General features: G+C 31.1%; 17 protein-coding genes. 2 read left to right on the top strand and 15 right to left on the bottom strand.

The features are described from left to right. The 5 genes from ACREVX_RS08435 to glyA all read right to left on the bottom strand — a co-directional run bounded on the left by ACREVX_RS08435 (nt 1) and on the right by glyA (nt 4,291). A complete protein-coding gene (locus ACREVX_RS08435; RefSeq protein ID WP_431543732.1) occupies nt 1–501 on the bottom strand; it encodes a flavin reductase family protein in 501 nt (166 codons plus the stop codon). 35 nt (nt 502–536) lie between these two features. Further along, the gene (locus ACREVX_RS08440) at nt 537–1,445 is read right to left on the bottom strand and encodes an AEC family transporter (protein WP_431543733.1); all 909 of its coding nucleotides are present in this window, start codon (nt 1,443–1,445) and stop codon (nt 537–539) included. Nucleotides 1,446–1,575: 130 nt separating this feature from the next. Then, nucleotides 1,576–2,349 carry a histidinol phosphate phosphatase gene (locus ACREVX_RS08445; RefSeq protein WP_431543777.1) on the bottom strand — a complete coding sequence of 258 codons (774 nt, stop codon included), beginning with the start codon at nt 2,347–2,349 and terminating at the stop codon, nt 1,576–1,578. Nucleotides 2,350–2,517: 168 nt separating this feature from the next. Continuing rightward, on the bottom strand, nt 2,518–2,919 hold the full coding sequence (locus ACREVX_RS08450) for a hypothetical protein (protein ID WP_431543734.1): 402 nt from the start codon (nt 2,917–2,919) through the stop codon (nt 2,518–2,520). 133 nt (nt 2,920–3,052) lie between these two features. After that, complete coding sequence (gene glyA, locus ACREVX_RS08455) at nt 3,053–4,291, bottom strand: serine hydroxymethyltransferase (RefSeq protein WP_431543735.1); 1,239 nt, start codon at nt 4,289–4,291, stop codon at nt 3,053–3,055. A gap of 417 nt (nt 4,292–4,708) precedes the next feature. Between glyA and ACREVX_RS08460 the strand changes: the two genes are divergently transcribed. Further along, on the top strand, nt 4,709–5,482 hold the full coding sequence (locus ACREVX_RS08460) for a threonine/serine exporter family protein (RefSeq protein ID WP_431543736.1): 774 nt from the start codon (nt 4,709–4,711) through the stop codon (nt 5,480–5,482). Then, the gene (locus ACREVX_RS08465) at nt 5,479–5,916 is read left to right on the top strand and encodes a threonine/serine exporter family protein (RefSeq protein ID WP_431543737.1); all 438 of its coding nucleotides are present in this window, start codon (nt 5,479–5,481) and stop codon (nt 5,914–5,916) included. The genes ACREVX_RS08460 and ACREVX_RS08465 overlap by 4 nt, the downstream gene beginning before the upstream one ends. 23 nt (nt 5,917–5,939) lie before the next feature. On the opposite strand, the gene ACREVX_RS08470 is transcribed toward ACREVX_RS08465, so the two are convergent. The 10 genes from ACREVX_RS08470 to secD all read right to left on the bottom strand — a co-directional run bounded on the left by ACREVX_RS08470 (nt 5,940) and on the right by secD (nt 16,760). Further along, nucleotides 5,940–6,230 carry a metal-sensitive transcriptional regulator gene (locus ACREVX_RS08470; protein WP_431543738.1) on the bottom strand — a complete coding sequence of 97 codons (291 nt, stop codon included), beginning with the start codon at nt 6,228–6,230 and terminating at the stop codon, nt 5,940–5,942. 44 nt (nt 6,231–6,274) lie between these two features. After that, nucleotides 6,275–8,056 carry an aspartate--tRNA ligase gene (aspS, locus tag ACREVX_RS08475; protein ID WP_431543739.1) on the bottom strand — a complete coding sequence of 594 codons (1,782 nt, stop codon included), beginning with the start codon at nt 8,054–8,056 and terminating at the stop codon, nt 6,275–6,277. An 89-nt stretch (nt 8,057–8,145) separates the two neighbouring features. Continuing rightward, nucleotides 8,146–9,573, bottom strand: a complete 1,428-nt coding sequence (locus ACREVX_RS08480; protein ID WP_431543740.1) for a coproporphyrinogen III oxidase — start codon at nt 9,571–9,573, stop codon at nt 8,146–8,148. 61 nt (nt 9,574–9,634) lie between these two features. Continuing rightward, nucleotides 9,635–10,237 (bottom strand): MBL fold metallo-hydrolase, encoded by a 603-nt coding sequence (locus tag ACREVX_RS08485; RefSeq protein WP_431543741.1) that lies wholly within the window; start codon nt 10,235–10,237, stop codon nt 9,635–9,637. Between the two features lie 10 nt (nt 10,238–10,247). Then, on the bottom strand, nt 10,248–10,694 hold the full coding sequence (gene dtd, locus ACREVX_RS08490) for a D-aminoacyl-tRNA deacylase (protein ID WP_431543742.1): 447 nt from the start codon (nt 10,692–10,694) through the stop codon (nt 10,248–10,250). 38 nt (nt 10,695–10,732) lie between these two features. Further along, nucleotides 10,733–12,913, bottom strand: coding sequence for a RelA/SpoT family protein (locus ACREVX_RS08495; RefSeq protein ID WP_431543743.1), 2,181 nt, complete (start codon nt 12,911–12,913; stop codon nt 10,733–10,735). A 96-nt stretch (nt 12,914–13,009) separates the two neighbouring features. Further along, nucleotides 13,010–13,528 carry an adenine phosphoribosyltransferase gene (locus tag ACREVX_RS08500; protein ID WP_431543744.1) on the bottom strand — a complete coding sequence of 173 codons (519 nt, stop codon included), beginning with the start codon at nt 13,526–13,528 and terminating at the stop codon, nt 13,010–13,012. Between the two features lie 35 nt (nt 13,529–13,563). Further along, the gene (locus tag ACREVX_RS08505) at nt 13,564–14,388 is read right to left on the bottom strand and encodes a DHH family phosphoesterase (protein ID WP_431543778.1); all 825 of its coding nucleotides are present in this window, start codon (nt 14,386–14,388) and stop codon (nt 13,564–13,566) included. Between the two features lie 235 nt (nt 14,389–14,623). After that, the gene (gene secF / locus ACREVX_RS08510) at nt 14,624–15,490 is read right to left on the bottom strand and encodes a protein translocase subunit SecF (RefSeq protein ID WP_431543745.1); all 867 of its coding nucleotides are present in this window, start codon (nt 15,488–15,490) and stop codon (nt 14,624–14,626) included. Between the two features lie 4 nt (nt 15,491–15,494). After that, nucleotides 15,495–16,760 carry a protein translocase subunit SecD gene (gene secD / locus ACREVX_RS08515; RefSeq protein ID WP_431543779.1) on the bottom strand — a complete coding sequence of 422 codons (1,266 nt, stop codon included), beginning with the start codon at nt 16,758–16,760 and terminating at the stop codon, nt 15,495–15,497. Nucleotides 16,761–16,800 lie beyond the last annotated feature (40 nt).

Genomic DNA, 16,800 nt, shown 5'->3' on the forward strand with positions numbered 1-16,800 from the left:
TTACTTAATATAAGTTTCTACAATTTCTCCATAATATATAGTATGATAATCTTGGTTTGCATAATCACTTTGAGTTATATTTTTTACAAGAAGATCTGGATTCATCTCTTGTTTATATACTATCTTGCACTCGTAATAAAGCTCACATTCAGCTATTATTGGAGTATCAACTATTCTGCTTTCATCCAAAGATAAATTACATTCCTTTAATTTATCAATATCTCTGCCTGATTTGCTTCCACATATAGCTAGTGCACTCTTTAGATTTTTACTTAGTGGTATACTCACAGTAAAATTATCCGAATTTTCCATAAGATCATAAGTGTATCTTGATTTACGTACAAAAACCGTAAATATAGGTTTATTCCAAGCATAACCCACACTTCCCCATCCTATAGTCATAGTATTTATTTTCTCACCAGATTTGACTGTTAAGAATGCTCCTTTGGTATGTAAATACTTCATACCTTGATCGTAATTCTCCATAAACTTATCTTTCATCTGTAAATCCTCCATTTAAATTAATTTATCTATGACTATAGAAACAATATTATTATAGGTATAGATATTCCAGAAACTATTGTAGTTATAAATATACACTGAGATGCTAGCAAATTATCACCACCATATTTCTCCGCAATTATAGCAGCCATTACTGCTGCAGGCATTGCCTCAAGTATAACGCATATGTTAATTAACAAGTCATCAATCTTTAAAAGTTTTAACACAACATAAATAATTATTGGAACTATAAAAAGTCTAACAATAGCTGCATAATATACTGATAAATTAGAAAAAGCATCCTTGAATTTCATTTCCCCAAGCATTGACCCAACGATAATCATAGATATTGGTGTTGTTGTAGATCCAACTATTTTTAATGAGTTTTCAATAGGGACTGGTAATCTTATTGAAGTGGCGAATAAAACAATTCCAATAATTACTGAAATAAGTGCTGGATTTACTAAAGCTTTTCTCATAGATTTAAAATCTTTTTCTCCAGTAAACAGCATTACCCCGACAGTCCAAACTAAAACATTAAAAGGTATATTAAATATTGCTGCATAAAAAACGCCTACTCCTCCATAAATACTTTCAAGTACTGGATAACCCATAAACCCAACATTAGAAAATATTGTTATGAACCTAAATACCTGCTGTTTATTTTTAGGAAACTTTAAAAAAAGTGCCTTACTAATAAATACTAAGCTTATGTGAATTAAAAATGAGTATAGTAAAATTTTCTGAGCATTTGAAGCCATTTCTACTTCAAATTTAATGTTAAATGATGTTATTATCATGAAAGGTAAAGTAATATTTAATAATAACTCTGATAACCCCTTATCAACGTTGCTATTAAGAAATTTTCTCTTTTTAGCATAAAACCCTACGGCCATAATAATAAATAATACAATTACTTGATTAATTAGCTGGCTATTATCCATTTTCACTCTCCCATTATATCTCTCGTAACTTAATATTAACACATTGAAATATTAATGGTTGCAAATATTAAATTATTTAGGGGTGTTATTAAGGCTCATCTTAATAACGCCCCTGATATAATAAGTATTATTACATAGTTATGTACTCCATTTTTCTTTTTCTAAAATACACAGGTTTTAGATTACATATCTGGCATATTCTAATTGCATCCATATAATTTTTTGCAATATCTTGTGCATGATGAGCATCTGATCCTATGGTTACATATTTACCTCCTATTTGGCTGTATGCTTTGTAAATATTCGTCAAATTATTGTATGCCTGCTTATTTACAAGTCTCCTTGTATTAATCTCCATTACTTTTCCATTTTCTTTTATAGTTTTTAAAACTTCATTTATATATTCATTAAATTCATGATAATGTATTTCATTATCATCAAAAGTAGCATATCTAGATATATAGTCAATATGCCCTAAACTATCAATAAAGTCGCAATTTTTCACATTATCAACCATGCTTTTAAAATATTGTTCAAACGCTTCTTTTTTAGTCTTACCTTCATAAAATTTGGGATAATAAAGATCTTCTCCACCCGATACATGTATGGATCCAATCACGTAATCAAAAGGATATTTGCGTGCAATCTCCCTATTTTCCTCTAAGCAAATTTGTTGCATACCAATTTCAATTCCAAGCATAAGACTTTCACTCCTATACTTTTCATAATCATTAAAATATTTATCTATATCAAAAATAATATGTGATTCTTTTGTGAATTTTAAATCTAGATGTTCCGTTAAAATCAAACCTATACCACTTTTTCTTGACTCTCGCATTGCATCCTCAATCTTCATTTCAGAGTCATCTGAAAACTCTGTATGTATATGTGAGTCGATCATAATCCATCCCCCTAGTAACGATTTAAGTATATAGCAACTTTTACTTATGCTAGTATATAAATAGTATCAAAATTAAATAGCAAAAGGTATAACCTAAGATCAGTCTTATGGTTATACCTTTTTGCGTAGCTTTTAAAAATGCAACACATTTAAAGTTCATTTTGTAATATATTAAGACTCAACCTTATGGCTTGTCTTTAGCATATATCCGCCACCAGAGATTGTAGCCTCATATGTTCCAGCCATGGTTTTTCTACTAACAACCCAATTAAATGTAGTCACACCAGTATCATTTGTAGTACGCCATTGAATTACAGATATTGTTCTATTTGCTAACATATAAGAAGTTTTTATATTATATAATGTATTCGGCTTTCCCTGTATTGTAATAAAACCTACCCCACCACGTTTAACATTTATTTGAGAATTTACAATTCTCAAATTATTTTGAGTTGTTATAGTTTGTTTTTGAATGGTATTTAGTTGGTTTGACATAGTTGTTGCAAGCGCTACATTATTGCGTCCCATGATATACATACATAATAATAAAACACTTACTACCTTTATTTTCATAAAATCACCTCTTCTTATATAATACTGTACCCATATTTATAATAAATTATTGCAAAGAAACAAATTATTAGTCATTTCTATGTATATTTTAGTATATTAAAGTAATTTATTATATAACTTAAGTAATTTAATACTATATGGTATCTTGGTATAGTGGAAATTTGCTACACAATTGAATTACATTTTCTCTAATGCATTCCAACTTTCCTTCTCTATTTTCTATAGTTTCATTAATAAGTGCAGCAATAACTTTCATTTCACCTTCTTTAAATCCTCTTGTTGTTACAGCAGGTGTTCCAATTCTTATACCACTTGTAACAAATGGACTCAAAGTTTCATTTGGTACAGTGTTTTTATTTACTGTAATACCTACAATGTCTAATAATTTTTCAGCTTCCTTACCTGTGATGTTTTTATTAGTAAGTTCTATAAGTAAAAGATGATTATCTGTACCACCAGATACTAATTTAAAACCATATTTTTGAAGTTCTTCCCCAAGTACCTTTGCATTTTTAACTACTTGTTCAATATAAACTTTAAATTCTGGTTTAAGGGCTTCTCCAAAACAAACAGCTTTCGCAGCTATTGTATGCATTAATGGTCCACCTTGCATACCTGGAAAAATAGACTTATCTATTTGTTTTGCATATTTTTCTTTACATAAAATTACTCCACCTCTAGGTCCTCTTAAAGTTTTATGAGTAGTAGTAGTCACAAAGTCTGCATATGGAACTGGGGATTCATGTGCTCCTGTTGCAACAAGGCCTGCTATATGTGCCATATCAACAAACATATAAGCATCCACTTCATCACAAATCTCTCTAAATAATTTAAAATCTATAGCTCTTGAATAAGCAGACGCGCCAATAACTATCATCTTTGGATTATGCTTTTTAGCAAGTGCGCGTACATTATCATAGTCTAGCGTCTCTGTTACGCTGTCAACACCATAAGGAATGAAGTTATATAACATTCCTGAAAAATTGACAGGACTACCATGAGTTAAATGTCCACCATGATTTAAATTCATCCCAAGGACAGTATCACCTGGTTTCAGCACAGAAAAATATACCGCCATATTAGCTTGTGAACCTGAATGTGGTTGAACATTTGCATGTTCTGCTCCAAAAATTTCTATTATTCTCTGGCGAGCCAAATTTTCTATTTTATCTACTACCTCACAACCCCCATAATATCTTTTACCAGGATAACCTTCTGCATACTTATTAGTTAATATAGAACCATTGGCTTCTAATACTGCTCTACTAACAAAGTTTTCAGAAGCAATTAGTTCAATATGATCCTCTTGTCTTGTGTTTTCCTCTTTAATAATTTCATAAACTTTTGAATCACAGTTTTTTAAATATTCCATAATATTATGCCTTCCTCTCTTCTTTTAAATTAATTATCACAGTTGCTATTGCCACAAATAATTAACTTAGCTAGTTTAATTATGATTCTAAAATCAATAAAAAATGTCAATGTAACATGATGAATATATTATTATAGTTATATTATAAAATTTAATGACATAATTATCAACCCAAAAATGAATATTTTACTAAATGTTTTGAATCATTAATCAATTATGATTATTGGTTCCTTTTAAATGGTTAAATATCATAATCATATTATATGTATAATCCATTTTAAAAAAACGAAAAAAGAATTAATTTAATTTTCAAAACTACTAATTATTTATTAGTTTTATGGTATATAATGATGTAGCAATTTTATTATTTATATTCCCTAAAAGATTCAAATTAACATATATCGAAAGGAGTTTTTCATGCGAATTGATGATATCATTCATATAGCCGCTGACGCTGGTAAAATAATCTTAGAAAATGGTGGCGAAACCTATAGAGTTGAGCAAACTATCACAATGATATGCACTTCTTATGGCATACCACTTACTGAAAGCTTTGTTACTCCCACTGGTATTATGGTTTCTATAACTAATAACGAAAATCAAACTGTTTCATTAATAAAAAGAGTACATATTAGGACTGTTAATTTAAATAAAGTATCTATGATTAATAATCTTTCTAGAAAACTAGTCTTAAGCCCCCTATCCATGACAGATATAAGAAAAGAAATTAATTATATTAATAATTTGCCATCTTACTCAAATAATATTACAACATTTTTTTCCGCTTGCACAGCTGGGTTTTTCACATTAACTTTTGGTGGTAACTATAAAGACTTTATTATAGCCTTTATGATTGGAGCTATAATAAATTGTTTAGATATATTTTTAGATAAATCAGATGTGAATAGCTTTCTAAAGTATATGCTTGGAGGTGCTTTAGCTGCGTTGTTAGCCCTTGTAGCAACCGCACTTGGTATTGTAGGTAATATGGATACTATTATAATAGGATCTATTATGCTTCTTGTCCCTGGCATTGCTATAACAAACGCTATAAGAGATACTATAGCTGGAGATTTAGTGTCAGGAATTTCCAGGTCCGTAGAAGCTTTATTTATAGCTATTGCAATAGCAGCTGGTGCTAGTATAATTTTTAAAATATGGGTTTTATTGTTTGGAGGTAATCTTATATGATTCTAAATTCTTTTTATGCTTTTGTGAGTTCACTTGGTTTTGGAATATTATTCAATATTCGCGGTAAAAATCTAATAATTGCGTCAATTGGCGGAGGCCTAGGCTGGTTCACTTATCTTCTCACCTCGAGTCTACAACCATCGGTTTCTTTTTCATTATTTATAGCGTCAATGGTTGTAAGTATATACTCAGAAATAATGGCGAGAATATATAAAAATCCTGTTACAATGTTTGTAATTTGTGCAATCATACCACTAGTACCTGGTGGAGGAATGTATTATTCTACTCTCGAAGCCGTAAGGGGTAATTTCGAAATTGCCCTTTCTAAAAGCATCGTAACGCTTTTTAGTGCTGGTGCAATAGCAATCGGAATAATTTTCGTGGCATCAATAAGTTCAATATTAAAAAAAATAAAGAAGCAAAATTTAAATTAAATTTTACTTCTTTATTTTTTATTTTATTTTAAAAACATAAGAAAAGTTGAAACAAGTTCATCAATTTTTTCTTCTTGTACAACATTATCATCATCATTTAGTAGGCAATTTTTAGTATATCTCTCTAAAACAAGTCCACCAACCTTAGTTATAGCAGCCCTGACTGCTGCAACTTGAACTAAGATATTTTTGCAACAAGTGTCGCTGGTCACCATCTTTTCAATACCCTTAACCTGACCTTCAATTTTTCTTAACCTAACCTGGATATCTTTTGCTAATTCATCGTTCATAGATTCATTTTCAACCTTAATCATTTAATCACTCCCATCCATGATATAGCGGACAATTTATATTTGTTCTACTTGTGCTCACTTTTCATTATGCCAAGTTCACGAAGCTGCTTGTCATCAACCATATTTGGTGCTTCACTCATAGGGCAGTAAGCATTTTGATTTTTAGGAAAAGCAATTACATCTTTAATATTTTCAGTTCCAGCTAAAAACATTACTATTCTATCAAGTCCAAAAGCAAGTCCGCCGTGTGGTGGTGGTCCATATTTAAATGCTTCTAGCAAAAATCCAAATCTTTCCCATGCCTTTTCCCGCGTGAATCCCAAAACCTTAAACATTGTTTCTTGAAGCTCAGAGTTATGAATTCTTATACTTCCTCCACCTAATTCTTCACCGTTTAATACTATATCATATGCCTTTGCACGTACCCTACCTGGATCTGATTCAAGGTACTGTAAATCTTCATCCATTGGCATTGTGAAAGGATGATGAGCTGCTACGTATCTATTTTCTTCCTCGCTATAATCAAGTAGTGGAAACTGTGTAACCCATACAAAATTAAATTCCTTGCTACCACTTAATATCTCAAGGTCTTTAGCAACTTGTAATCTTAAAGCCCCTAAAGACTGCAAAACAACACTATCTTTGTCAGCAATAATAAGTACAAGATCACCTGTTTTAGCATCTACTTTGTTTAAAATAGTTTGCAACTCATCTTCACTAAAGAACTTAGCTATAGGTGATTTAATTCCATCTTCTTTACAAGCAATCCATGCAAGTCCCTTTGCTCTATAAGTCTTAACGAATTCACCCAATTTATCTAATTTCTTTCTTCCCATATCGGCAGCATTATCAACCTTTATAGCTCTAACTGACCCACCATTATCAATAGCAGTTTTAAATACTACGAATTGGCTGTGAGCTACATCACTTGTAATATCTTTTATTTCCATTCCAAATCTTAAATCTGGTTTATCTGATCCATATTTATCCATAGCCTCTTTGTATGTAATTCTTTTTATAGGAAGTTTTACATCTTCATCTACAACTTCTTTAAATACCTTTTTAATTAATGCTTCATTTACAGCAATAACATCGTCTTCTTCAACAAATGACATTTCTATATCTATTTGCGTAAATTCCGGTTGTCTGTTTGCTCTTAAATCTTCATCCCTAAAACATCTTGCTATCTGGTAATACTTATCATACCCAGACACCATTAATAATTGTTTAAACAATTGTGGTGATTGTGGAAGCGCGTAAAACATACCTTGGTAGTTCCTACTTGGAACTAAATAATCACGAGCACCTTCTGGAGTACTTTTTGTAAGCATAGGTGTTTCTATTTCTAAAAAACCATTCTCATCTAGAAAATTCCTTACTATTTTAGATGTTTTATGACGTATCATAAAGATTTTTTGCATATCAGGTCTTCTTAAATCTAGGTATCTATATTTCAACCTAATATTTTCTGATGCATCCAATCCTTCTTTTATATAAATAGGTGGGGTTTCTGATTCAGATAAAATCTTTATATTTTCACCTTTAACCTCAACAAGTCCCGTTGGCATGCTCTCATTTGGAGATTGTCTTTTAATAAGCTGACCGGTTACAGCAATGCAATACTCAGGTTTAGCTAGATCTGCTTTTTCAAACGCTGCCTTATTTATTTCTTCCCCGAATACTACTTGAAGTAATCCTGTTCTATCTCTTAAATCGATAAATACAAGCCCTCCTAGATTCCTTTTTCTTTGAACCCATCCCATTACTGTTACAATATTTGATATATGTGACTCCCTAAGGTCACCACACATATTGGTTCTTTTTAATCCGTCTAATGCTTCTGCCATTTTGTTTACTTCCTTTCCTTTTAAGGTTATAACCTTAATACTTAATTGTTAGTATTTAACATAATAATATTGCATCCAATAAACTATTTTTAATTATATAATGTATCTAGCAAGACAATTTTCTTTTCAATCATCTCATCTACTCTTTTTATGTATTCTCGAACATCTTTGACATTAGCAAACCTTTCATGCCTGTTTTCATCTAAAAAAACAACTTTAGAAACTGCATCGGCACCAAGCGCAATTACCGTTTGCTTTTCTTCAATCATTTGAATATTGTAAATTCCCTCTTTACCCCTAGTTGAATATCCTACATTCTCCATATTACCAACCATATTTTTCTGCTTATACATATAATATGGTTTCATATCAAGTTTTTCAGCTAATTTAGCAGTGCGTGCATACATTTGATTTAATTCTTCTTGCCCTGGAATTTCAAACCTATAATTATTAAGCATATTTTCATGAAGCCTTGATGCTCTTTTTATAGACATACCATGAATTGTTACACTGTCTGGTTTAATCCCGAGTATTTTATCACAAGTTCTTATTATATGCGCAATTTTCTCCCCAGGTAATCCTACTATTAGGTCCATGTTTATATTATTAAAGCCTAATTCTCTTGCCATAGCAAATTTCTCATAAACATCGCTTGAGTTATGATTCCTACCAATTAGTTCTAGAGTATCATCATTCATAGTTTGAGGGTTTATGCTTATTCTATGTACTCCATATTTTTTCATAGTAATTAATTTTTGAGTTGTTATACTGTCAGGTCTTCCGCACTCTACCGTAAATTCTTTCACATCGCATGATAAAATAAATGCTTCATAAACACACTTCATTATCCACTCAAATTGCTCATCATTTACAGAAGTTGGGGTACCACCTCCAAAATAAACACATTCAATATTTAGCTTATTTTCATTTATATAAGTGCTGATTTTTCTAATCTCATGAGCTAAAGCTTCAAGGTAAGGTCCTACTATACTTTTGCAACTTCCAATAGGATTAGATGTAAAAGAACAATATATACAACGCGTAGGACAAAATGGCATATCAATATAAATACTTATATTGTCTTTTTCCTTATTTACAATATTTTTCTCGAATTTTGCAACGTCAATACAAAGCCTTGCTTTATCTTCGCGCATAACATGTTTATCTTTGAAGTATTCCACTATTTTTTCATCCGTTACTCCCTCTTTTAAAAGTTCAAGAGCTTTTTTAGAAGGTCTAATCCCTATTAATGTACCCCAAGGAAGATCAAGCGTTGTGCTTTTAGAGAAAAATAAAAAAACTGCTTTTTTGACTTCATCCTTAGGTTTATAATCTTTATTAATAATGTACTCAAATTTTTCTAAATCATTTTGAATTTCTATTGTATTTTCTTTAATGATTATGTTAAAATCATAATCTTCATCTACAAATTTAATATCTGGAAAGAAAAAGAATAAATTTATAATCTGAAATACATCATAATTAAATTGTTTGTTATTTAATTTTACCTTAATCATATTAACTCCTTAATAAACCATAGCGTATAAAATCCTAATACAATTACACTCTATATAAATCCTATAAAAATGGATTGTTTAATTTTTCATTATTTATTGTGCTGTATTCTCCGTGACCAGGATACACTATAGTGTCCCCAGCAAGGCATAAAAGCTTTGATTTAATACTAGTGATTATAGTATTAAAATCCCCTCCTGCAAAATCAGTTCTTCCAATTGAACCTGCAAACAATGTATCTCCAGTAAATGCGTGATTCTGTATTAAAAAGGTCATTCCTCCTGGAGAATGACCTGGGGTATCTATACAGGTGAATTCTAAGTTAGAAATTTTAATTACATCGCCATCCTTAAGTAATTTATCTGCCCCCCCTTTAATAAGTGGTCCAAACAAATACTCTCCTGCAGTTATCAAATCATTGTCCTTTTGGCTTATACATACTACTGCATTTGTGATAGCTTTAAGCTGCGCGACTCCTGATGTATGATCAATGTGCCCATGAGTCAAAAGTATGTACTTAACCTTTGCACCTATACTATTTATAACTTTAACTATATCATCCACATCTCCACCCGGATCGAGAACCACCGCTTCACTTGTGTTTTTATCCATAACGATATAACAATTTGCTTGATATATTCCTGCAACAATTTTTTTAATTTCCATTCCAACCCTCCTAAAAGTCCTTCTTGCTATCTATAAGCAAAGTTACTGGTCCATCGTTTTGTATATATACCTGCATATCTTCTCCAAATATTCCAGTTTTAACTTCACTTATTACTTCACTACACTGTTTAATAAATTCTAAATATAACTCTTCAGATTGGTTTCCGCCAAGTGCCCTCATAAAATTTGGTCTTCTGCCTTTTCTGCAGTCACCATATAATGTAAATTGAGAAACTACAAGAAGTTCACCTTTTACATCTAACACGGACAAATTCATTTTCTCGTCTTCTTCAAAAATTCTAAGGTTTAATATTTTATCCTTTAAGTACTTTATATCATCATGAGTGTCGCCCTCACAAATTCCTAGGAGAACATTTAATCCGTTACCTATTTCACTAATTACTTTACCATTCACTTCAACTTTTGATGATTTAACTCTTTGTACTACTGCTCTCATAAACATACATCTCCTAAACCCTCGAAAAAACTATTTGCTTAATTCTTTATTCTATAAACATCTATTACGCCAGCAAGCTTATTTACTTTCTTTAGCAGTTCTTTCAAACTTTCTACATCAGCAACTTTTAGTTTTATATTAATTAAAGCTAGATTGTTTTTTAGGGTTTTTGCATTTATTGAGTATAGGTGTGTTTTTGTAAGTGTTATAATTTCCATTATATTAGACAATAGACCATACCTATCATCTGCTTTAATTTGAATTTCTGTAATATAACCTTTTCCCTCAGATGCTCCCCAACTTACTTCAATCATCTTATTTGCTTCATTTTTCACTAATGCTTGGGCATTTTTACAATCACACCTATGAACAGACACTCCACGACCCTTAGTTATGTAACCTACTATTTCATCACCAGGTACCGGATTGCAACACTTTGCAAAACGTGCTAGAACATTGCCCTCACCCTTAACTATTAATTCTGAGTAATCCACTTTCTTTTTCTCATCTTTAGCTATCCCTTTTGTTATCTTTTCCTCAATATCTTCAACCGTCATATTTTCTCTGTTTTTATTTTCATAAACCTCTTTTAGTCTATTAACCACAGTTGAAGGCATAATGTCACCAACCCCAACATAAGCAAATAAATCATCCAAAGTTCTAAAGTTATATTTTTTATATATTTTTTCTATTGCTTCACCCTTTGCAATTACTCCAAAATTATATTCTTGCCTTTTAGATTCTCTTTCCAATAATTCTTTACCTTTTTCAATGCTCTCTTCTCTTTTGGCCTTTTTAAACCATGCTTTTATTTTACTTTTAGCTTGATTACTCTTTGTAATATTGAGCCAATCAATATTAGGACCTTTAGGCGTTGAGGAAGTTACTATTTCTACTATCTCTCCAGTCTTTAAGTGATATTCAAGGGGTACCATTCTTCCATTTACTTTAGCACCCATGCACTTATGGCCTATATCTGTATGAATTCTGTACGCAAAATCAATAGGTGTTGAGTCAAGAGGTAAATTAATAACCTCCCCCTTTGGTGAGAATACAAAAACTTCATCTGAAAACAAATCAATTTTAAATCCTTCCATGAACTCCTCAGCATCAAAAGTTTCTCCTTGCCATTCAAGGATATCTTTTAACCATGAAAATTTAGGATTAATATTTTCGTCTTCTGAACCTTCTACTCCCTCTTTATACTTCCAATGAGCTGCAATACCATACTCTGCAGTTTTGTGCATCTCATAAGTTCTAATTTGAATTTCAAAAGGTTTTCCATGTGGTCCTATTACTGTGGAATGTAATGATTGATACATATTCGGTTTTGGCATTGCAATATAATCTTTAAATCTCCCTGGAATTGGTTTATAAACTGTATGTACTATACCTAGTGCCGCGTAACAATTTCCAATATCATTAACCAGTATTCTAACAGCTGTCAAATCAAAAACTTGATCTAAAGTTTTATTTTTTGAAACCATTTTTCTATAAATACTATAAAAATGTTTGGGCCTTCCATCCATATCTGCTTCTATTCCCACCATGTCTAAATTATACTTTAGTTCCAGTATAATTTTGTTTATGTTATCTTCTCGTTCAACTCTTTTTTCTGCAATTTTTCTTACTAAATTATAATATTCATTTGGATTCAAATACCTAAGAGATAAATCTTCAAGTTCCCATTTAATCTTTGACATACCAAGTCTATGGGCTAGAGGTGCATAAATATCTAGAGTTTCTTTTGCCTTTTGCTTTTGCTTTGCAACTGGCATATATTTAAGCGTACGCATATTATGAAGTCTATCTGCAAGCTTAATAAGTATAACTCTAATGTCCTTTGCCATAGCAAGCAGCATTTTACGAACATTATCAGCTTGTTCCTCTTCCTTAGTCTTATATTTTATGAGACCTAGTTTAGTAACACCTTCTACTAAATTTGCCACCTCTATGTTAAATTCTCTACTTACATCTTCAAAAGTGTACACCGTATCTTCAATTACGTCATGAAGTAACCCTGCAATAATGGTACTCGTATCAAGCCCCATGTCAGCTAGTATACAAGCTACTTCCACTGGATGCACAATATAAGGCTCTCCTGACTCTCTCTTTTGCTCTTTATGCGCAGCATAAGAAAAATTAAAAGCTTTAATGATAAGATCTTTATCTACAATATTACAATTTTTTTCAATCCTATGTAACAATTTTTCCAGCATTGCTTATACACTCCTAAAATTAAAGACTGGTTGCATAACCAGCCTATACTTTTTACATCTATTATATAATGTTTTTCACAATTATGCAATTTTAATTTATAAATCGTATTTTACTAGAGACATAATGTCATAACCCTTAAGCTTATTTTTTCCATTGAGCCCAGTTAATTCAATTACAAAATTTAATGATACAACTTCTCCACCCATTTGCTCTATAAGTTTTGTTACTGCAGCTACCGTACCACCAGTGGCAAGCAAATCATCAACTATAGCTACCTTTTGTCCAGGCTTAATTGCATCCTTATGGATTTCAAGTGTGTCAACGCCATATTCAAGTTCGTACTCAATCTCTATAACGCCCCAGGGTAACTTCCCAGGTTTTCTAACTGGTACAAATCCTGCACCAAGAGCATAAGCCACAGGTACACCAAACAAAAATCCTCTTGCCTCAGGTCCCACAATAACGTCAACTTGTTTATCTTTTAAATCCGCCACCATTAGATCTATAGTGTACTTAAGTACCTCTCCATCTTGTAGTAATGTAGTTATGTCTTTAAAACTAATTCCTTGTTTTGGAAAATTTTCAACTATTCTTATACTGTTTTTTAATTCCATAATTATTCCTCCTAAAATAAAATGTACAATAATACTTATAAAAACATAAGACCATTTTTCAATTCATTATCTAAGTACTTTGTTATCTGCATCGCTCTATTTTTATCCGAGGTAATGAATAGCTCCACGACAATTTTAGCATTATCCATTCTTCCAACTGAGTTAATCGTAGGCTTTACTTTTAACGCTAGTTTTAATACTGAATTTTCATTAATAATTTTAATATCATGAGTTTCTAGGAGTGCACATATTCCATAATTATCAGTGTTATTTAATTGTTTTATACCTGCTCTTGCAATTATTCTATTCTCATCCTCAATTTTAGTTTTACTATAAATAGTACCTATCATCACAAGATCCATATATTTATTTATTGATTTCATTTTATAGTAAGATGATATTGCTTGAACTAGTTTAAATGCCATCCCACAGGTGCATAATCCCTTAAATGGATAATCGCAACCCTTTTGATTAGGATCTACAACAATAGTTTCAGGAACGTTGTTAATAGGTTCGTGAAAATCAGTAATTATAACATCGATTCCCATACACTTACATGACTCTATTTCACTAGAAGAATTAATTCCACAACCTAAGGTTATTATAAGTCCTGGTCCTAGATATTTTATATAACGAGTAATATCTTGTTCATTCAAGTTACGAGACTTACTTAATTCACCTGGTATAAAATACTCAACATCAGCATTTAGAAAATTAAGCACTATCATAAGCAATGAAATTGCAGTAATGCTATCCACATCATAAAAACCATAAAGGACAATTTTTTCTCTCTCATTTATAGCTTTGATAATTCTATGTAATGCATCATCCATTCCCTTTAACAAAAATGGATTGTGCATATTATAATCTATAAACTTATTATTCTTTTGTATATTTTTAAGACAATCCACTATAAAAACTCCTCAGTGTTAATATAAATCATGTTAATATAAAAGAAATTAATTATAATTTCATATTATGTAAATAAAAAAGGCAAAGAAGTACTAAATATATCATACTTCTCTGACTTTAATTGTTAACTGTTTATTTTACGCTTTAAATTTAACAATCACTACTCAAAACGTATGTTGATTACTAAGCTGTTATTTTCTTTTTTCTTTTCTTAAGAAGCACCCATGAAGGACTTGCTATAAAAATTGAAGAATAACATCCAACTAATATACCAATCATTAATGGTAAACTAAGCTCTCTAATAGTCGGTACAAATACATATACCGCAGCTATAGTAAATAAGGTTGTAGCAACTGTATTTATTGATCTTGCTAAAGTCTGCGAAATACTTGTATTCGTAATCTCATCTAAAGATAATTTTCTCATCTTCTTTTGATTTTCTCTTATTCTGTCAAATACAACTATAGTGTCATTAATAGAGTAACCAACAATAGTTAAGATTGCTGCTATAAAAGTTGCATTAACTGGTATTTGAAATACTGCATATACTCCAAGAGTAATTAAGATATCGTGTACTAATGCAATTATAGCTGCAACCCCAAAATTAAATTCAAATCTAAAGGCTATATACACTAACATACAAATTATTGCAACAATTAAAGCAAGAATAGCCTTTGACTTTAACTCATTTCCAACTGATGCGCCAATTGTATTTTGTTCACTTAATTCACTACCCTTATAAGTTTTAGTAATATCATTTATCATTGTTGCAGTCTCCACTGCAGAAAGCGCATCACTTTTTACAGTTATTTCAAAATTCTTACCGTCGTCTATTGTTTTAGATACGTATTCACCTTTTACATGTTTATCAATTATTTTATCCATATCTACTTTTTTAAATTCTTGGTTCATACTTATAGAAAGTACTGTACCACCTTTAAAATCTATACCCAAGTTTAGACCCTTTGTTGCCATAAATCCCATTCCTATTATAATTATCAATAGAGATATAGCAAACATTATTTTAGTTTTTTCAACTATCTTTAGCATATGTTTACCCCCTCTTCACGCCAAAATGAGACAATTTACTTAGAATTCCCATTTCAACTGCTAATTTTAATAAGAATCTAGTACTTGTGAATGCTGTAAATATACTTATAAATATACCAATCATAAGTGTTAACGCAAACCCTTTAACACTACCTGTTCCTAAAGTATACAGAACTAATGCTGCAATTATTGTAGTAATATTCGAATCTAAAATTGATGACAATGCATTATGGAAACCAGAATCCACAGAAGATCTTATAGATTTACCAGTTTTAAGTTCTTCTTTTATTCTCTCAAATATCAATACATTAGCGTCAACTGCCATCCCAACTGTAAGTAAGAATGCAGCAATACCTGCAAGTGTTAAAGTTGCATTAATAGCCGAAAAAGTTCCAAGAACCAAAATCACATATAAAACTAAAGATATATTCGCAACTATACCTGGTACTCTATAATATAAAAGCATAAATAGTAGCACAAATAATATTCCTATAGCTCCAGCTTTCATACTTAATGGCAATGCATTTTTACCCAGGGTTGCCCCAACTGTTTTAACAGAAACAGCTTTTAACGTTACTGGTAATGCACCTGATTTTATAATTTGAGCCTTTCTTGTTGCTTCTTCAAGCGTTGCACTTCCACTAACAACAGCCTTACCATCTGTTATAGCAACCTCAACCGTAGGATCAGTTAACAACTCCTCATCCATATAAATAGAAATTTTCTGTCCTAAAAACTTCTCAGTTGCATCTGCAAATTTCTTTTTACCTGACGAATTAAATTCAAGGCCTATAGAAGGCTTATTATCGTTATCTAAATATGAAGTAGCATCTTTAACATCTTTACCTGTAAGAATTGTTACTTTATCAGGACCCACAAATTTAAGTTCTCCTGATTTTGCAACTTTGTCAAGAATTTCTTTAGAATCAAATTTTCCCGGTATCTCAATTCGGATTCTATTATCTCCTTCTTTGGTAACTGTAGTCTCACTAACTCCCATTTTGTTAATTCTCATAGAAACAAGTTCAATTGTTGTATCTAAGGTTGTTGAATCAACTTTTCCGCCCTGAACTTCTTCTAAAATAGAAATCCCACCTTGAAGGTCCAGACCTCTATTTATTGTTTCAGTAAATGGTTTAAACCTATAACTCCCTATTTCAATTCCACGGAAACCTATAAATGCTGATATCCCAACAACTAAAATGATGGTCAAAAAAAGTAATGTACTTTTTTTCTTTTTCATCTTTATCCCCCTTCGCTCCCTATTCATAAATACAATTATATTGTTATTAACAAGGTTAGTCAATATT

Source organism: Clostridium sp., assembly GCF_050717545.1.
Classification (GTDB): Bacteria; Bacillota; Clostridia; order Clostridiales; family Clostridiaceae; genus Clostridium_AD.

Bases quoted from the DNA above. Each gene is read 5' to 3' on its own strand.
- ACREVX_RS08435 (WP_431543732.1), bottom strand. From the start codon at position 501: ATGAAAGATAAGTTTATGGAGAATTACGATCAAGGTATGAAGTATTTA.
- ACREVX_RS08440 (WP_431543733.1), bottom strand. From the start codon at position 1,445: ATGGATAATAGCCAGCTAATTAATCAAGTAATTGTATTATTTATTATT.
- ACREVX_RS08450 (WP_431543734.1), bottom strand. From the start codon at position 2,919: ATGAAAATAAAGGTAGTAAGTGTTTTATTATTATGTATGTATATCATG.
- glyA (WP_431543735.1), bottom strand. From the start codon at position 4,291: ATGGAATATTTAAAAAACTGTGATTCAAAAGTTTATGAAATTATTAAA.
- ACREVX_RS08460 (WP_431543736.1), top strand. From the start codon at position 4,709: ATGCGAATTGATGATATCATTCATATAGCCGCTGACGCTGGTAAAATA.
- ACREVX_RS08465 (WP_431543737.1), top strand. From the start codon at position 5,479: ATGATTCTAAATTCTTTTTATGCTTTTGTGAGTTCACTTGGTTTTGGA.
- ACREVX_RS08470 (WP_431543738.1), bottom strand. From the start codon at position 6,230: ATGATTAAGGTTGAAAATGAATCTATGAACGATGAATTAGCAAAAGAT.
- aspS (WP_431543739.1), bottom strand. From the start codon at position 8,056: ATGGCAGAAGCATTAGACGGATTAAAAAGAACCAATATGTGTGGTGAC.
- ACREVX_RS08480 (WP_431543740.1), bottom strand. From the start codon at position 9,573: ATGATTAAGGTAAAATTAAATAACAAACAATTTAATTATGATGTATTT.
- ACREVX_RS08485 (WP_431543741.1), bottom strand. From the start codon at position 10,237: ATGGAAATTAAAAAAATTGTTGCAGGAATATATCAAGCAAATTGTTAT.
- dtd (WP_431543742.1), bottom strand. From the start codon at position 10,694: ATGAGAGCAGTAGTACAAAGAGTTAAATCATCAAAAGTTGAAGTGAAT.
- ACREVX_RS08495 (WP_431543743.1), bottom strand. From the start codon at position 12,913: ATGCTGGAAAAATTGTTACATAGGATTGAAAAAAATTGTAATATTGTA.
- ACREVX_RS08500 (WP_431543744.1), bottom strand. From the start codon at position 13,528: ATGGAATTAAAAAACAGTATAAGAATAGTTGAAAATTTTCCAAAACAA.
- ACREVX_RS08505 (WP_431543778.1), bottom strand. From the start codon at position 14,388: ATGCACAATCCATTTTTGTTAAAGGGAATGGATGATGCATTACATAGA.
- secF (WP_431543745.1), bottom strand. From the start codon at position 15,490: ATGCTAAAGATAGTTGAAAAAACTAAAATAATGTTTGCTATATCTCTA.
- secD (WP_431543779.1), bottom strand. From the start codon at position 16,760: ATGAATAGGGAGCGAAGGGGGATAAAGATGAAAAAGAAAAAAAGTACA.